Origin of the sequence: Halobacillus sp. A1-3, assembly GCF_050971765.1 — a bacterium.
GTDB classification, from domain to species: domain Bacteria; phylum Bacillota; class Bacilli; order Bacillales; family Halobacillaceae; genus Halobacillus; species Halobacillus mangrovi_B.
In genome coordinates this window covers 238,633-255,209 of sequence record NZ_JBPCEO010000002.1, presented here as the reverse complement: position 1 = coordinate 255,209, position 16,577 = coordinate 238,633, and the positions used below count along the sequence as shown (strand labels likewise).

Sequence of the window (16,577 nt, the reverse complement as noted above, 5' to 3'; positions counted from 1 at the left end):
GTGGCTAATAAAATGAATAGAAAGAATGTATTATTTATTGTTTTAACAAGTGATGGTAAAGGTCTAGTAATCAGCTATGAGGACGGTGGCTCAACAGCCGAGATGTACGAAATTCAAAAATGGGAAACCAATCTTATATGAAGAAGTTCACGATTTTTATAAGTCTATTTATAAAGAAATAACTATTGAGCCAAATTGAATTTAGATACTTTGAAAACAAGCCTTCTAATATAGAGGGAGTTTGAATGGATTACATCGTCTTTTTTAAAAAAATTGTTTAATAGTATTGGATGGTTGGCGGGGAAGCTTCATTCATGAAACATTATAATCGATTTAAAAATTATTGCGCTTGCCCCCAATATACTAAAGCATTAGTTAGCGGGGGTCCGAGACCGATATAAGGCGCCGATTTTAGTACGTTTTTATTGAGGGTGAGGAGGCTTCTTCACGCTAAGTACGATAACCGTAAACAGGATGAGCACCATTCCAAGTAGTTGAATGGTGCTCAAATGATCCCCGATAAGCAAAAAGCCAAATAAGGAAGCTGTTACCGGCTCAACCATAGCGACCATTGAATCAGTAGTAGGGGCAGTCCACTGAATCACATAAATTATAAACGAAATTCCAGCCCCCAGGATCCCCAATAACAAAAACCAGCCTATGTCGTTTGACATCACCACTTTAGCGACTTCACTCATGTCAGCGATAAGTAAAAGGATAAGACAAAATGAAAAGAATGCGATGGTTAAGGTAGTCTGTGTCTTTCCGATGGACGAGGCGTTCTTAAATCCGAATATAAATAATGCATAGGAGAGGCCTGCAGCAAGTCCGGATGCCACCCCTATGTAACCCACTGATAAGGAATCGGTATTGTAGGCATCTGTAAGCATGATAATCCCCATAAGTACACCCAATATGCAGCCCCATTTAAACCAAGTCGAACGTTCTATTCGTAATAAAAATGAAATGACGAGGACGAATACCGGTGCTGTGTACATTAAAGTAGCGGCAACAGCCACGCTTGAGGCTTGGATGGTGAGAAAATAAAAGGTGAAATTCCCAGCAACACCAACCCCAGCCAATATGGACCACATGTATAAACGAGTAGAGGAGGTCCAATTTTGTTTAAAGCGAAAAAGAAACCATGCAAAAAAACAAACAAAGCCAACAGCCCCCCATAAAGAGAAATCACAATAGGATTCCAGTCCTTGCTCATTAAAATATCTGCAATCCCTCCGCTAACGCCCCAGAATATAGCCGCAAGAATAACTAAGCTTACACCAACGGATCTCATCATTTGTATGCCTCTTAAAAAATGGTGATGGTACAAGTTTTAATTATTCAATTAGAAATCTAAAATGGGTTTAATAATAATGGGAGCCAAACCATTTTCTATACGTTCCTAATCAATCGTATGTTTTTTAGAAGGCAAAAATGGTAATTCCTTTACTCTAATCAAACATAATCTTCACATCTAATTTAATATGTCTTATAGGGAACTTTACGGAACACATTGGTTAATTTCGTTTGCTTGATCTTATGTAGAAGGTAATTTATGTTTATTGTTGAATTTAAAAGTATCTGGTATCACACGGAGGTTGTTATGTCTGATTTCAAGCTAACTGTGGAGATTCGAAAGCCTTCATATGCACAGAACAAAACGGTAAGGAATTCAATACCTGGTACTCTATGGAACTGCATTCGTAACCATGTTCATAAGAATGGTGATTTTACATGCCAGATATGCGGTTATCGTGGTGAAGAAAAACTACAAGCTCATGAAGTATGGGGCTATGACGAGGAGAAATTTTTATTAATCCTAAAAGACGTACAGTCTTTGTGTAAGTCCTGTCACGATTTAAAGCATATACACCATGTGACTCGCAGAATAGAAGATAGTAACATGAGAGGTTTTGTAAGGCAGAACCTAAGAAAACATTTTATGAAAGTCAATAAGTGTACAGAAAAAGATTTCAGAAAGCATTATCGAGATCAGTTAGCAAAGAATGATACGAGTCCAGTTAACAGATCACTAGAAGACTTAATAGAAATAAGGAAACTAAGAGAAAGAGAAGAGTTTCTAAAGGAACAGAATTGGCAGTTTGTGATAGCAAATAATGTTCCATTCGCAAAAGAGATAAAATCAAAACTTAATGAGAAAGGTCTACTTTATAAGGCGGAAAATAATGGTTTATAACCACTTAGCGCACTCTTTTACAAAAAAATTGCAGTTCACATCAACCGTATTCCTGCATCCTGACGAAGGGGGTGCCTTGATTCAAGAATTTATATTTTATTTACCAATCTATGTGTAAAATTTAGTTAACAATTAGGTAACCAGAGATTGTTCAATTAATGGTTATATATATATTGGAAGTAGGTTGATCAAGAGAAGAGGGATTACATGGTAGAAATCCTGCAAGTTCAAATGAAGTCTTTTAAAGTAAAAAGAAAAGTGAGGGTTTATCTCCCTAATAATTATAATCCGAGTGATGAAAAACGTTACCCTGTCATATATATGCACGATGGTCAGAATGTGTTTAGGGATGCTGATGCAATTGGCGGTGTTTCATTATCTCTTGAAGATTACTTAGACAAAAATAAATTAAATAGTATTGTGGTGGGTATCGATCAAAATCCGGAAGAGAGAATTAATGAATACTGTCCCTGGATAAATGGGAAGTACAGCGAGCAAGTTCTAGGATATAAATGCAAACTAGGAGGTAAAGGAGGTCAATATATCGACTTTATAGCTAAAGAACTTAAGCCTTTTATTGATACGGAGTATAGAACTATAAAAGAAAAAACTTCAATGGCTGGTATATCATTAGGAGGGCTGATTTCTGTTTATGCAGCATGTAAATATCCACATATTTTTAAAAATGTAGTTGCTTTCTCTTCTGCTTTTTGGCGTAACCAAGAACAAATAGTAGAGCTTATCAGAGAATCTGACCTTTCATCTCTTCACAGGCTTTACTTAGACTGGGGAGACAAAGAAGCAGAAGATGAGGAGATAAACAGAAAATTTATAGCTTCGAACGAAGAAGTTGCTAGGCTATTAAGAGAAAAGACACCTAACTTTAACTATTCGGTAATAGTTGATGGTGAACATAATTATACTTCCTTTAAAAGCAGGGTTCCGAGAATATTTACTTGTATTTAATAAATTCATTTTGTAAGAAAAAGTATTGAGTTTTCAATAAACAAAGCACTACTGCAGTAGTTGGGAATGTTCATACAAATAGTTATAGAACATGAGGGTCTCCTCATGTTCTATGTTTTTATACAGGTTGTACAAATCTGTTACAAGGTGTGCCCGTGACCGTCTTTAATTATTCGGACTGCTTGACACTCAAGATGGTGATTGTGACTAATATAAGGACCATTCCAATAACTTGGACGAAAGTCAAACTGTCATTAAGCAGCAACACACCGAATAAGGAAGCTGTAACTGGCTCTACCATAGCGATCATAGAAGCAGTCGAGGGAGCAGTCCAATTGATTCCAATTACATAGAGGACGAAAGATATTCCTGCGCCGACAAGTCCTAGAAGAATAAACCACCAGATATCACTGGAAGTCAGAACAGAAATGGCTTCTTGAGAGTCCATAAATAGTGAAAGGATTAAGCAAAATGCAAAAAAAGCAATGGTTAATGTAGTTTGCGGCTTGGTGAGTGCGGAAGACTTTTTAAAACTAAAGATAAACAACGCATAAGAAAGACCTGCACCAAGTCCTGTGGCAATACCTAGTAAAGTGACAGAGGAAGAGCCAGATTTATAAGCACCTGTAAGCAAAATTATTCCGATAAGCACTAAAATAATGGATCCCCATTTTGTCCATGTTGAACGTTCTATCCTTAGTAAAAAAGAAACTAACAGTACAAACACTGGTGCTGTGTACATTAAAGTGGCTGCAATGGCGATACTTGATGCTTCAATACTTAGAAAATAAAAGGTGAAGTTTCCTGCAACACCGATTCCGGCAAGCGTGGACCATAAATAAACAGAGGAAGCTCTTGGCCAATTTTGCTTTGTGCGAAGAAGAAACCAGAATAAAACACATATTAGTCCTACGGCTCCACGGTAAAAAGATATAACTATAGGATCCCATCCTTTATTCATCAATATATTAGCTATCCCGCCGGTAATCCCCCAAAGAATTGCCGCCAGCATAACCAGAAGTATTCCACCATATTTCATAATATCCTTCCTTCTACGAGAGTTTTTTAAAAGGCTGATTCTTAGGGGTATACCATTTGAAGGGGACATTCAAACATCATCCTATCGTTTTACAAAAGAATCAGGGGTGAAGGGAATCGCTGAAATAGTCTAGTAATTGAACAAACAAAAATATATTGAATAGAGAGCCATTGTTTAAAGAAAAGCTCTTAGTCCTTTAGTCTTGAAAAGTGTTCATACAGGTGGAATGCCATAATAATCCATTTTAGTTCATGTCAAGTTATTCACTGTGTAACCCTTTAATTTAATGTGTATGGCTCATAGAAAATTGTTAAAGGTTAATGTATATTCAAGTAAAGTGAAAAAGGAGTAGAAAGAAACTAAAAAAAGAGGTGTTCTTTGATGACTAATAGTCCAATGAATCCTAAGGTAGATGAGTTTTTAAGTAATTCTAAGCAATGGCAGAAAGAATTCGGCAAGTTGAGAAATATCGCTCTTGAGTGTGAACTGACTGAAGAATTGAAGTGGGGAAAACCTTGTTATACCTTTCAAAATAAAAATGTTGTTTTAATCCATGGATTTAAAGACTATTGCGCGTTTCTCTTCCATAAAGGGGCCTTGTTAAAGGATAGCCATGGCCTTCTAGTTCAACAAACGGAAAATGTACAGGCGGCGCGCCAGATACGATTTAAAAGTATTAAAGAAATAGAAGAAATGGAATTCATTTTGAAAGACTATATTGATGAAGCCATTGAAGTTGAAAAAGCTGGATTAGAAGTAGAGTATAAAAAAGAAATAGACATTCCGGAAGAACTTCAAAATAAATTTAATGAAATCTCTGAATTGAAAACGGCTTTTGAATCACTGACGCCTGGACGGCAAAGAGCTTACTGTCTTTATTTTTCTAAAGCTAAACAATCGAAAACTCGAGAGGCAAGGGTAGAAAAATATATATCGCAAATCCTCGATGGAAAGGGATTAAATGATTAGTATATTAGGACAAATATAAGGAAAAGAATTTTATAATGAATTGGTTTCAGAGACTATGACTTTACATTTAAAAGAAAAGCTCAGAGTCCTATAAGATACTCTGAGCTTATTTGTATTGATTTTGAAAAGGTATGCTTGTAAAGTTATACAGTTTATTATTGGGCTTGGGATGAAGGTGGATTGGTTTCCTTTTTGTCGACAACAGCTGATCCGACAATGTCACCAAGGACGTTGGAAGCTGTCCCAGCCATGCCGATTAATACATCGACTCCGGCAATAAGGGCAACGATTTCAAGTGGCAGGTTAAACATAGTAAGAACTGCTGCCAATGTGACAAGGCCTGCAGCTGGAATACCCGCTGTCCCAATCGATAGCAATGTACCAATAACCACAATGGTAATAAAGTCCATGATGGACAAATTTAATCCTGTTACATTTGCTGCGAATACGATGGACACGCCCATGCGTAGGGCTCCCCCGTCTGAATTGAACACAGCTCCAATAGGAAGCGAGAAGTTGACAGTCCGTTCGGAAATGCCCGCTTTTTTAGCAGATTCTATGGCTACCGGCAGAGAAGCGATACTGCTTGATGTAAAAAACGCGGTAAAATATGCATCCTTTGTTTTAGCAAAAAAATCTTTAATATTTACGTGTGCGTATCTCAGGAAGGATGTATAAACCAATAACCACAACAATAGGACACCCAGATAAAAGACTCCGGTGAATGCTAACAGGGATTTAAAGGTTTGCCAGCCCTGGCTGCCAAAGGTGGAAGCCCCTATGGCAAAGATTCCGATCGGGGCATATAAGAGAATACCCTGTAATAATAGGAAGAACAAGTCATTCGCTGAGGAAAACAGATTGTGCAGCCTTTCCCCAGAACGCTGCAACTCTTGTGTATCTGAATATCGCATTTTGGCCATTGTTAGTCCTATGATGACGGAGAGGAACAGGATGCCCATTAGCTCCCCTGAAGTAAAGGCTTGGAACAAGTTGTCTGGAACAATGTTTAATAAGACATCAGTAAAGCCTGGCGTTTCTGGTTTTTCCACTTGAGCTTTCGGGAGGCTGAGCCCTGCCCCTGGAGTGATCCATAATGCAAGGCCAACCCCAATTAATACAGCTGCAGCTGTTGTAAGTCCGTAATAAACAAGCAGCTTTCCACCGAGTCTTCCTAGGTATTTAGGGTTCATTTGATTAATAGCCAGGACCACAGTAAGGAATATGACAGGTACTGCCACTAGGTTTAATAAGTTAATTAAGATCGTGCCAAGTGGTTTAACGACTTCCATCTCGGGTCCAATAAGAATTCCTGACCCAATACCGAGTAAAAAGCCAATGGTCATTTTTAAAAGAAAAGAAGATTTTTTGTATAAATGCCAGATTTTTTTCATAATTTCACCTCTATGTAAACAATGTTACTAGTATACCAGTAAATGTCGCTCTCATTAAGAGATTTCATTGAGGCGAAAGTAGTTTTATGGTGTGATTGGTTGAGCGAGGAGTAAAGCTGAGGGTTAAGTTAATAAAACGTACACGAACGAATAGACATAAGAATATGGTTGAGATCAGGCAACTTCCTAACCGTGGAAGTTGCCTCTTTTTGCACAACTTATATCTGCCTTGCCGATGCCATTAGGAAACTAAACTTTTGAGTCCGTTTAAAGGATTGTTATGTACCACAAACTACGACTATGGACCTGTTTTGTAAGGAAAACATGGAAATAATTATAATTTTCTGTCACTTCTGCTAATGTTAGTAGTATCCATAATTTTCAAGGAGGAAGATACATAACTATGTTCTCGTTTAAAAGTAAGCAAATGGCTGTCCTGTTTTTTGTTGCAATCTTGATGCTCGCCCCTTATCAAACGTATGAAGACACAGAAGTGAATGCAGAAAATGATGCCCTTGGTGAAGAAATCAATGAGATTTTAGCGGATGAGAAGCTTGACGGTGCTCTTGCTGGAGTGAGTATCCGTTTAGCTGAAACTGGCGAAGTGATCTATGAACATGATGCTGATCTTCGTCTAAAACCCGCTTCGAACATGAAGCTGCTAACGGGAGCTGCAGCCCTTGAAACCCTTGGACCGGAATATACTTTTACGACAGAGGTACTAGCAGAGGGTGAGATAAAAGGAAATAAACTTCACGGAGACTTATACTTAAAAGGAAAAGGCGATCCAACATTAATGGAAAAGGATTTTGACGCTATGGCTCAATCCTTAAGAGAGGCAGGAATGAGGGAGGTTAAAGGAAATCTCGTAGCTGATGATACATGGTATGACGATATTCGTTTATCAGAAGACATTTCCTGGAACGATGAAACCAATTATACGGGTTCTCAAATATCAGCACTTACCGCATCCCCGAACGAAGATTATGATGCAGGTACTGTCATTGTTGCGGCCTACCCTTCACATGCAGTGGGAGAACCAGCTGAAATAAAGGTAACGCCTGAAAATGATCATGTGGAAATCGTCAATCGAGCAAAAACAGTGTCCTCTGATCAGTCCAAGGATATTTCCATTGAACGAGAACACGGGACAAATCAAATTGTTGTAGAGGGTACCATCCCAGTGAATGGAAGTCGTTCTCGGTCCTGGGTTGCTGTTTCTGAACCGACTGGTCTTGCGCTCGATCTTTTTAGTAAAGCATTAAAACAAGAAGGAATTAAAGTAAAAGGGAAAGAGGTTGTAGACGGAAAAACCCCTGAGTCTGCTGAAATAATCGTTTCGAAGGAGTCCATCCCTTTGGAAGAACTATTTATACCGTTTATGAAAATCAGTAACAACGGTCATGCTGAAGTGTTAATCAAAGAAATGGGGAAAATGGTCCATGATGAAGGCAGTTGGGATAAAGGTTTGAAGGTCGTAGAAGATTTCTTGAATACAAATGGAGTGAATGCAGATACGATGAGGCTTCGTGACGGGTCGGGTATGTCTCATGTCAATATGGTGCCTGCCAATGAGATTTCAAACCTTTTGTATCAAGTAAAAGAAAAAGATTGGTTCCCGGCCTATTTGAAGTCGCTTCCTGTAGCAGGCAATAGTGAACGTTTTGTAGGTGGTACGCTTCGTTATCGTATGGATGAGACAGCAGCAGAAGATAATGTGCGTGCTAAAACGGGCTCGTTAACAGGTGTGACGTCGCTTTCTGGATATGTTACGTCTGCAGATGGTGAAGAATTGATCTTCTCAGTTGTGTTAAACAATTATCTTGAATCGGTCCAGGTAATTGAAGACCAAATTGCTGTAACTTTGGCGGAATATGAGCTGAACCCATAAGAATAAGAAGAAGCGGGCTTTCTCGATAGGGAAAGCTCGTTTTTTGTTTCAGGCTGGTCATCATCTTTGCAGAGTCCTTATTGGAGAAAATTGAGAGAGCCGCCTTTCATTACTCCAAGGGTGTGATATAAATCATAGTCAAAAATTTTTTCTGCATAGATAATGACAGCAAATCGACAATTCGAAAGGTTGTGAGTGGATGTCAGGACCAGCATTGAGAAAAGTGGATAGTCATTCCGCTATCCACGAAGCGGCTCTATTAGAAGCAGAAGAATTGACTGAGTTGGTAGAAGAACTAATGGAAAAGAGAGAGATGAATAAAGCGAAAGAAGTGAGTTTCATTTTAGTAGAACACTGGGAATCCCGGACCCTTCAGCATGCCAAGTCTGAAGAGGAAGGCTTGTACAGAGAAGTAGAGGAAGAAAAACCTCATAAATTCTAAAGTTAATGAAGCTTTGCGAGTCAATTCTTTTTCTAAATAACTTTTTTTGACGACTAGGACTTCACTTTCTTCTAGTGCCAGGGCACTCAGCATATATTTGGATTTGTCGGCAAATAAAATCAATTCCCCAATCAGATCATTCTTTTTTGAAATCCGCATCGTCAATTCTTTTCCATCCATCGTAAGTTTACTGATTTGAAAAAGGCCTGACTGGATAAGGTAAAGTTCGCATGCGTCTTCACCTTCTTGAAATAGGTAGGTACCTTTAGGAATCTTTTTACACGTACTTGAGGATTTCAACAAAAACGTCAAATCATTAGACATCAATTCTATATCACGTTTGTAATCTAAACCCGTGTTCATACTCTCCTCCTTATGAACTCATTTATTTGATCTATCTGTTAAGCAAAAGTTCAAAGGTGTATTAGGTATATACCTTTACCGTATCACCATGTTATCCTTATTAGCAACACGGAATAGGAAAAATTTATGAAAAAATGTCCAGTTGTGGATAGGTGAGCATGAATTATTCAGATCTGTCCCAGTTTTAATTTCACTTAGCTTAATGGGACTCAACTCTGTAGGATAAGAAAAAGCCCGTTTTTTGTAAGTAATAACTATAAAAATCTTGAGTATACTCATACGTTTTGAAATAATTGGAAATAAGAAGGGGTATTCACTTCTCATGCATGAAATTCTGTAATAGTTATGATCAAGTAGTTGCGATTGAAGGGAATGGGTGGCGCCCTATGAATGATAAATATTTTTGGTTCTGGATTGTTATTATCGGTATTCTTTCATTTTTTACTGGTGAAATGGTTACATTCATGATGCTTCTCTTATTATTACTTACCTTAATGGAAATTAAGTCTGTATTAAAAAGGTTTTATGAGGACTGGAAGAGAAAGAATTAACTTCTTACATTTTATCATTCAATTATCATTCGATTAAAAGAGAGGGGACCGGTCATGGCAAATATATTCAGAATCATTTTTGCGCTTATAACACTTTCTTTAGCCGCTTATGTGTTTTTAACAGGGAACAGCCATTTAACACCATTCATGTTAACTTTTTTAGGCCTTATGTTATTAGCTTCAGGAGCTCATGAACTTGGAAAAGGCAGGAATGCGAACGCAGTTGCCTCCTTTGTTACTTCTGCCTTCGTTCTCACAATTGTCATTCTCACCATTTAATGAGCATTGAAACTAAATTTACTCTAAAAGATTATTATATTTCTCTTTCTGATTTACTTGGAAAACTACTTTTATAAATAGAAGGAATCGGCTTGAACAATAAACATAATGGAAGGATATATAAGATGACTCCAAAACTGATCCAGTTAGAAGCAAAGAAACTAATCGGTAAATCGAAGCAAATGTCTTTAAACGAGGATCGTACCGTTGAGCTTTGGAGAAGCTTTATGCCTAAACACAAAACGATCAAGGATCGAATTGATGATAATCTTTATAATATGAAAGTTTTCGATGAGAAATTTGATCCTGCTCGTTTTACACCAGACACTCCGTTTCAAAAGTGGGCAGTAGTTGAAGTGCGAGAGTTTGATGAAAAACAAGATGAACTCGAGCCGATAATTCTCAATGGAGGTCTTTACGTTATGTTTTATCACCATGGGCCTGCGAGTGAATTTCATAAGACATTACAATCGTTTTACGAGGAATGGCTGCCATCATCCAACTATCTTGTAGACAACAGGGAGCATTTTGAACGTTTCACAAAAGAATACAATCCTATGGACTCTAATGCAGTAGAAGAAGTTTGGATACCGGTCAAGAATAAATAAGCACACCTTTCGACACGAAAAGGTGTGCTATCTTATTATTTAGAAGCTTTATGTGTGAACTTAGTTGAACATTATTGAATAACTAATTCAACCGCTATCCCTTTTTTAATAGCGATTCCACTGAAGAACATCATCTAAAGGCAAACGAGTTTTTTCAAATCCTGCTTTTTTCCCTTTACCAAGCGAGATCAGCATAACGGGTTCGTAGTCATCTGGAACATCGAAGGCTTTCACAAATTCTGCTTCATCAAACCCACCCATTGGAACAGTATCATACCCTTTCGCTTTAGCCGCAAGCATAAGCTGCATGGATACAAGCCCGCCGTCAATCATGGCAATACGAGTTAATTTCTCCTCAGAAAAGTTGCCGTAATTCTCCAAAATGCTGTTTACATACATTTCTTTAATATCTTCAGGCATGTTGCCTTTTTCAGCGATTTGGCTGTAGATTTGATCCGCATTTTTATAAGCTTTTTTATCACCTAGCACAGCCACTACAACAGAAGCTTCTGTGATTTGCTGCTGCCCATTGGCAATAGGGGAAAGTTTTTCCTTCTCCGATTGATCTTCAATGACAAGAAATCTCCATGGCTGCAAGTTAGAGGAGGATGGAGCGAGAATAGCTGTTTCTAACAATTCACGAATCTCGCTTTCTTCTATTTTATAGTCTGCATCATATTGACGAACAGAGCGGCGCTCCTTAGCTACAGTTAGAAAATCAGTGTTCTCTAGCACTTTAGGTGCTTCGCTGGTTATATCTAGATCTTTCACTTTATTTAAATACTCGTCCTTACTCATCGTTTTCTGAGTCATAAAGCAGCTCTCCTTTGTAAACTGTAATTAATACAGGAAAAGTATAATTCTCTAACTGTTCTTTTGTCAAATACAGTTACTTACTAAAAAAACGAAACCATAAACGGTTTCGTTTTACTTTTTCATGAGATCAGCTATGGTTTTTTGTTCTAACCCTTCAAGAATCCAGGTTTCCATTTCGTCGCGTAGTTCACAAAGGGCATCCCTAGTAGAAGGAGTAAAGCATTCTTTACTTTCAACGCTTAAAAATTCTCTCGGAAATGTCTCTACCTTCATCGCTTCATAAACTTCTGAAAGAGTGATTTTTTCTGGTGCTTTAACCAGCGAATACCCACCGTCTCGGCCTTCTTTTGCCTGAATTAAGCCAGCCTTAACTAAATGAGTTAAGATTTTTCTTAAAAATACTGATTTGGATTCAAGCTTTTCTGCTAATTTACCACTTGGGCAGAGGCCTTCGTTACTGGCTAAAACAATCAATGCTTTTAACGCCATGCCGAACCATCTAGTATTAGAAACTTTTTCTGCCATATGTTTCACCTCTTCGTTCTACTCTATTTTGATTCATAGTAGGAATAAAGTCAAAACACTAACGGAGAGAAGGGATAATAACAAGGTAACGAAACCGGTTTACTAAAAATATGCGTAAATCTGTCTAATTTTCTGAAAAAGTTCTTGAAAACGGATTCAATTCTCGATATAATCAACTCAACGCAATAAATCAATTGATTTTTTTTAGACGTTTACGAAACCGGTTTCGTAAACAAGAAACATTTGGGATAGGGACGAAAAGTCTATTTGGAGGGGTTAAACAAATGAATTTAAAAAAAGGTTTGCTGGCTGTCCTGTTACTTAGTATAAGCGCATTTCTATTTGCTTGTAGCGGAGGCGAAGACTCTGCATCAGGTGAAGGTCAAGGGGACAAGGAAATTACGTTAGACTTTTGGGTATTTGGCGCAACCAACTATGAAGCATTGGCTAAAGAATATGAAAAAGAAAATCCTAACGTGAAAATCAATGTGAAGACATCAGAGCTTGGGGATCACCACAATAGTCTGTTCACAGCGATTTCTGCTGGTACGGGAGCTCCTGACTTAGCAATGATCGAAGTGGATCAACTAGACCGATACCGTGAAGCGCAAGATCGTTTTGTGAACTTATATGATTTAGGTGCTGAAGAAATCCAGGATCAATACTTAGACTGGAAATGGAACGGTGCTGAGAATGGGGAAGGTGATTTCTTGTTCGGTCTTCCTACAGACATCGGACCGAAAGCGATGTATTATCACACAGATGTATTTGAAAAAGCCAGCTTGCCAACAGATCCAGATAAAGTAAGCGAGGTCATTTCAACTCCTGAAGAATTCAAGGATGCGGCGAAGAAAGTCCTTGATGAGACTGGTCAACCAATGGTAGACAGCATGGAAATGGCATTTCGTGCTCATATGGATGCGTTAGAAGTGAGTTACTTTAACCGTGATGGTGAACTATTGATTGGCGAAGGGGATACTGGCGTTAAAGAAGCGTATGACTTCGCTGTAGATTTAGATCAAGAAGGATACGTTGGCAATTTTGAAATGTGGACACCAGAGTGGGCTAACGCTTTGAATAAAGGTGGTTTTGCTGTAGAAATGGCACCAGCCTGGTTGAAAGGATACATGACAGAAAATGCTCCTGAAGGCGAAGGAAAATGGCGCGTGACCACATTACCAGAACAATTTGCAGGTAACTGGGGCGGATCTTATGTAGCAATTCCTGCAGAAACGGAACATGAGAAAGCAGCATACGAATTCTCGAAATGGCTTCTATCTCCTGAAAACCAACTGAAATCTTTTGTAGAAAGTGGACTATTCCCATCCGCACCATCTGTGTATGAAATGGAAGAGTTCAAGAACAATGCAGATGAATACTTTGGGGGCCAAAATACAGCGAAATACTTCGCTGAAGCTGCTAAGCAAATTCCTGAAGTTTACAAAGGACCAAAATACGTTACGGTGAACAATGAAATTTTAACTGCGTTACGTAATGTGCAAGAAGGCGGAGATCCTGAGAAAGAGTGGGAGGCAGCCGTCAAGCGTATAGAAGATCTGATGAAAAGATAAAAGTCAATCGGGCTGGATGAAGCTTTCATCTAGCCCTGATTACATAAGGGGGGAGAAAGTTTGGAGAACGTACACAAGCAAGCAAGAGCATCTACGGTAAAAGCCAAAAAGTTATCTGAGAAAAAGAAGGATATGATCTCAGGATATTTATATGTGGCTCCTTTCTTTATCGTTTTTGGCATCATTGGACTTTATCCAGCCATTTTTAGTATTGTCCTTGCTTTTCAAAAGTGGAATGGTTTAGGTGAAATGGAATTTGTAGGTATGAACAACTTTGTTATTGTTCTACAGGATCCTTTGTTTTGGAAGTCGTTATATAACACAGTCCTTATGGGGTTAATGGGGACGGCTCCACAATTAATAGTAGGGATTATTTTAGCCTACTTTTTAAATATGGCAGTCATACGTTTCACGAATTTTTTCAGAGTAACAATTTTTATGCCGTATATCACCTCCATGGTAGCTGTGGCATTAGTTTTCGGTGTATTTTTCAGCAGCAATGAGAGTGCTCTTGCTAACTATGTAATTGGTTGGTTTGGGTTTGACCCTGTCAGTTGGAAGACCTCCGAGTGGGGAGCGAAAATTGCGATTTCACTCATGGTATTTTGGCGCTGGGTCGGATATAACACCATCATCTATTTGGCTGGTCTTCAAAGTATTCCGAAAGATTTGTATGAGGCAGCAACGATTGATGGAGCGAATAAAGTCCAGCAATTCTTTCATATTACGATTCCATTATTGAAGCCATTTATTGTGCTGACAGTATTTATGTCCACAGTAGGAGCTTTGCAGCTATTTGCAGAACCAACCGTTTTCTTAGGTTCATCGGCATTCAGTCGTGATGAGGCAATGACTGTAGTCATGTACTTATATCGAGATGCCTTTAACTTAGGCTCCTTCGGTACAGCATCAGCTACTGCGGTCTTGTTGTTAATCATTATTGTCGGAGCGGCTGCACTGAATACATGGCTCACTTCTGGAGCAGGCAGCAAGAAGCGAGGTGCAAAATCATGAAGCAGCAATACCAAAGAAAGTTGAATAAGAGTACAATCCCGATTTATGTTGTGCTGACGATTGCTTCTCTACTATCTCTATTCCCGTTTTATTGGATGTTCGTCATGGCCACAAGACCAAGTGCGGCTTATAATTCAATTCCGCCGACGATCCTTCCAGGAGGGATGCTTGTCGAGAATTTCCAAAAAGTGTTAGATATGATTCCATTCTTCCAGGCGATGTGGAATACGATCCTACTATGTACGACCGTCACCGCGGCGGTCTTGATCATCAGTTCACTGGCAGGTTACGCTTTTGCGAAATTTGAATTTCCTGGTAAGAACTTTTTGTTCATTTGTATTCTGCTTACAATGGTTATTCCGCCGCAATTAGGGTTAATTCCTCAATATTATCTAATCTCTCAACTAGGGTGGTTGGATACACTGCTGGGAGCTGGAGTGATTTTCTTGCTGAATCCACTGGGGATCTTCCTTATGCGGCAATATATCAGCCAGTCGGTGCCTGATGAATTGATGGAAGCGGCTAAACTAGATGGGTGCTCGAATTTCCGGATTTATTGGAGTATCGTATTGCCGATCGTTAAGCCGGCATTTGCAACGCTTGGTATTATCGTGTTCACTCTTGTATGGGGCGAATTCTTATGGCAATTTACCGTACTTCGTGACCCATCATCCTATACACTGCAAGTGGCTCTAGCATCTTTAAACAATGCGTTTAGAGTTGATTTTGGAATGCTGCTTTCCGGAGTATTCTGGGCAACTGTTCCATTGATTGTTATATTTCTTTTCTTTAATAAATGGTTTATTTCAAGTATCACAGAAGGGTCGATCAAATAACCATGCTACTCCCTCTAATTGTTGGTACAATATAGAAATAAGAAACTTGGATATGTGTAAGGAGCTGTAACGGATGGACTTAACAATCAGAGATATCGCTAAAATGGCTGGGGTATCACCAGCCACTGTATCCAAAATTATCAACAATTATGGAGGAATCAGCGAAGCAACTCGTGAAAAAGTTTATAAAATCATAGAGGACACAAAGTATCAGCCAACATTTTCTGCAAAATCATTAGCGACTAAAAAATCCAATTTAATTGGATTGATCTATGCCGGTAAAATCAATGTTGATTTTACACACCCGTTCTTCAATGAGGTGGTCAACGCTTTTAAAAAGTCGGTAGGCGGTTTAGGTTATGACATCCTTTTGTTTTCAAATGAGAAGTTTTACAAAGGAGAAAGCAAGTACTTAGAACGTTGTAAACATTTCCACGTAGACGGGTGTCTTATCATTGCAGGGGATGAGATTGAAGAAGAGGTTAAAGAAATTACGAAAAGCGACATTCCTTGTATGGGAATCGACTTGAAATTAGAGGGACCTCGCTCTAGTTACATCATGACGGATAATACAAAAATCGGGTTAAAAGTGGTGGAACATCTCTACTTGAATCAAATTCGGAAAGTGGCTTACATCGGAGGAAAGCCTGATTCCTTGATTGCGGGAATCAGGAATGAAGGCTTCATGGAAGGGATGAAGCAATTCGGGTTACCGATTCATGAAGGTTGGATTAAATACGGGGACTTCTTTGAAGAGAGCGGCTATCAAGCTATGAAACAGATCTTAGAGACTGATGAATTACCTCAAGCTGTGTTTGCTGCCTCTGACATGATGGCGTTAGGAGCGTTGAAAGCCATTAAAGAAAAAGGAATGTCTGTTCCTGAAGATATTCAATTAATAGGCTGTGATGATATTGAATCCTGCCGTTACAGTGATCCACCCTTAACAACCGTGAAGCAAGACAAACAAAAACTAGGGAAACTGGCTGCCTATATGCTTGATGATCTCATTCAGGAAAACGAGGACATTTACCCAGTTAAAGTGGATCCTGAGCTAGTCATTCGGTCATCTAGCGTATAGAGAAATAAGCCATTCCTTCATAAAGTGTTGGAGGT

General features: G+C 38.7%; 17 protein-coding genes and 1 pseudogene. 12 read left to right on the top strand and 6 right to left on the bottom strand.

Features of this window, described 5'->3' with window-relative positions; genetic code table 11:
• The first annotated feature begins 12 nt into the window (after positions 1-12).
• The gene (locus ACRYKC_RS04055) at positions 13-141 is read left to right on the top strand and encodes a hypothetical protein (RefSeq protein WP_433805397.1); all 129 of its coding nucleotides are present in this window, start codon (positions 13-15) and stop codon (positions 139-141) included.
• A 281-nt stretch (positions 142-422) separates the two neighbouring features.
• Here ACRYKC_RS04055 and ACRYKC_RS04050 read toward each other — a convergent pair.
• Positions 423-1,294 (bottom strand): annotated as a pseudogene (locus tag ACRYKC_RS04050) (DMT family transporter).
• 261 nt (positions 1,295-1,555) lie between these two features.
• Between ACRYKC_RS04050 and ACRYKC_RS04045 the strand changes: the two are divergent.
• Positions 1,556-2,197 carry a hypothetical protein gene (locus ACRYKC_RS04045; RefSeq protein ID WP_433805395.1) on the top strand — a complete coding sequence of 214 codons (642 nt, stop codon included), beginning with the start codon at positions 1,556-1,558 and terminating at the stop codon, positions 2,195-2,197.
• A gap of 231 nt (positions 2,198-2,428) precedes the next feature.
• Positions 2,429-3,163 carry an alpha/beta hydrolase gene (locus ACRYKC_RS04040; RefSeq protein WP_433805394.1) on the top strand — a complete coding sequence of 245 codons (735 nt, stop codon included), beginning with the start codon at positions 2,429-2,431 and terminating at the stop codon, positions 3,161-3,163.
• A gap of 169 nt (positions 3,164-3,332) precedes the next feature.
• On the opposite strand, the gene ACRYKC_RS04035 is transcribed toward ACRYKC_RS04040, so the two are convergent.
• Positions 3,333-4,202 (bottom strand): DMT family transporter, encoded by an 870-nt coding sequence (locus tag ACRYKC_RS04035; RefSeq protein ID WP_433805392.1) that lies wholly within the window; start codon positions 4,200-4,202, stop codon positions 3,333-3,335.
• A 381-nt stretch (positions 4,203-4,583) separates the two neighbouring features.
• On the opposite strand from ACRYKC_RS04035, the gene ACRYKC_RS04030 reads away from it, so the two are divergent.
• On the top strand, positions 4,584-5,171 hold the full coding sequence (locus ACRYKC_RS04030) for a YdeI/OmpD-associated family protein (RefSeq protein ID WP_433805391.1): 588 nt from the start codon (positions 4,584-4,586) through the stop codon (positions 5,169-5,171).
• Between the two features lie 155 nt (positions 5,172-5,326).
• On the opposite strand, the gene ACRYKC_RS04025 is transcribed toward ACRYKC_RS04030, so the two are convergent.
• On the bottom strand, positions 5,327-6,565 hold the full coding sequence (locus ACRYKC_RS04025) for a dicarboxylate/amino acid:cation symporter (RefSeq protein WP_433805390.1): 1,239 nt from the start codon (positions 6,563-6,565) through the stop codon (positions 5,327-5,329).
• Positions 6,566-6,968: 403 nt separating this feature from the next.
• Here ACRYKC_RS04025 and dacB point away from each other — a divergent pair, with 403 nt between their 5' ends.
• Positions 6,969-8,456 carry a D-alanyl-D-alanine carboxypeptidase/D-alanyl-D-alanine endopeptidase gene (dacB, locus tag ACRYKC_RS04020; RefSeq protein ID WP_433805389.1) on the top strand — a complete coding sequence of 496 codons (1,488 nt, stop codon included), beginning with the start codon at positions 6,969-6,971 and terminating at the stop codon, positions 8,454-8,456.
• 343 nt (positions 8,457-8,799) lie between these two features.
• Here dacB and ACRYKC_RS04015 read toward each other — a convergent pair whose 3' ends face one another.
• On the bottom strand, positions 8,800-9,261 hold the full coding sequence (locus ACRYKC_RS04015) for a Crp/Fnr family transcriptional regulator (RefSeq protein ID WP_433805388.1): 462 nt from the start codon (positions 9,259-9,261) through the stop codon (positions 8,800-8,802).
• A gap of 326 nt (positions 9,262-9,587) precedes the next feature.
• Between ACRYKC_RS04015 and ACRYKC_RS04010 the strand changes: the two genes are divergently transcribed.
• The 3 genes from ACRYKC_RS04010 (at position 9,588) to ACRYKC_RS04000 (ending at position 10,699) form a co-directional block, all read left to right on the top strand.
• On the top strand, positions 9,588-9,812 hold the full coding sequence (locus ACRYKC_RS04010; RefSeq protein ID WP_433805387.1) for a hypothetical protein: 225 nt from the start codon (positions 9,588-9,590) through the stop codon (positions 9,810-9,812).
• A 54-nt stretch (positions 9,813-9,866) separates the two neighbouring features.
• Positions 9,867-10,091 (top strand): DUF3953 domain-containing protein, encoded by a 225-nt coding sequence (locus ACRYKC_RS04005; RefSeq protein ID WP_433805386.1) that lies wholly within the window; start codon positions 9,867-9,869, stop codon positions 10,089-10,091.
• Between the two features lie 125 nt (positions 10,092-10,216).
• On the top strand, positions 10,217-10,699 hold the full coding sequence (locus tag ACRYKC_RS04000; protein WP_433805385.1) for a GyrI-like domain-containing protein: 483 nt from the start codon (positions 10,217-10,219) through the stop codon (positions 10,697-10,699).
• Positions 10,700-10,804: 105 nt separating this feature from the next.
• On the opposite strand, the gene ACRYKC_RS03995 is transcribed toward ACRYKC_RS04000, so the two are convergent.
• Together ACRYKC_RS03995 and ACRYKC_RS03990 are read right to left on the bottom strand one after the other, a co-directional pair.
• Positions 10,805-11,512 carry a nitroreductase family protein gene (locus tag ACRYKC_RS03995; protein ID WP_433805384.1) on the bottom strand — a complete coding sequence of 236 codons (708 nt, stop codon included), beginning with the start codon at positions 11,510-11,512 and terminating at the stop codon, positions 10,805-10,807.
• Positions 11,513-11,626: 114 nt separating this feature from the next.
• A complete protein-coding gene (locus ACRYKC_RS03990) occupies positions 11,627-12,040 on the bottom strand; it encodes an RrF2 family transcriptional regulator (RefSeq protein ID WP_433805383.1) in 414 nt (137 codons plus the stop codon).
• A 284-nt stretch (positions 12,041-12,324) separates the two neighbouring features.
• Between ACRYKC_RS03990 and ACRYKC_RS03985 the strand changes: the two genes are divergently transcribed.
• The 4 genes from ACRYKC_RS03985 (at position 12,325) to ACRYKC_RS03970 (ending at position 16,542) form a co-directional block, all read left to right on the top strand.
• Positions 12,325-13,611: an ABC transporter substrate-binding protein gene (locus ACRYKC_RS03985; protein WP_433805382.1), complete on the top strand. Its 1,287-nt coding sequence runs from the start codon at positions 12,325-12,327 to the stop codon at positions 13,609-13,611.
• Positions 13,612-13,671: 60 nt separating this feature from the next.
• Positions 13,672-14,625, top strand: coding sequence for a carbohydrate ABC transporter permease (locus tag ACRYKC_RS03980; protein WP_433805381.1), 954 nt, complete (start codon positions 13,672-13,674; stop codon positions 14,623-14,625).
• Positions 14,622-15,461 carry a carbohydrate ABC transporter permease gene (locus ACRYKC_RS03975; RefSeq protein ID WP_433805380.1) on the top strand — a complete coding sequence of 280 codons (840 nt, stop codon included), beginning with the start codon at positions 14,622-14,624 and terminating at the stop codon, positions 15,459-15,461. Before ACRYKC_RS03980 ends, ACRYKC_RS03975 begins: the two co-directional genes overlap by 4 nt.
• A 73-nt stretch (positions 15,462-15,534) precedes the next feature.
• Positions 15,535-16,542: a LacI family DNA-binding transcriptional regulator gene (locus ACRYKC_RS03970; RefSeq protein ID WP_433805379.1), complete on the top strand. Its 1,008-nt coding sequence runs from the start codon at positions 15,535-15,537 to the stop codon at positions 16,540-16,542.
• The last annotated feature ends 35 nt before the right edge of the window (positions 16,543-16,577 follow it).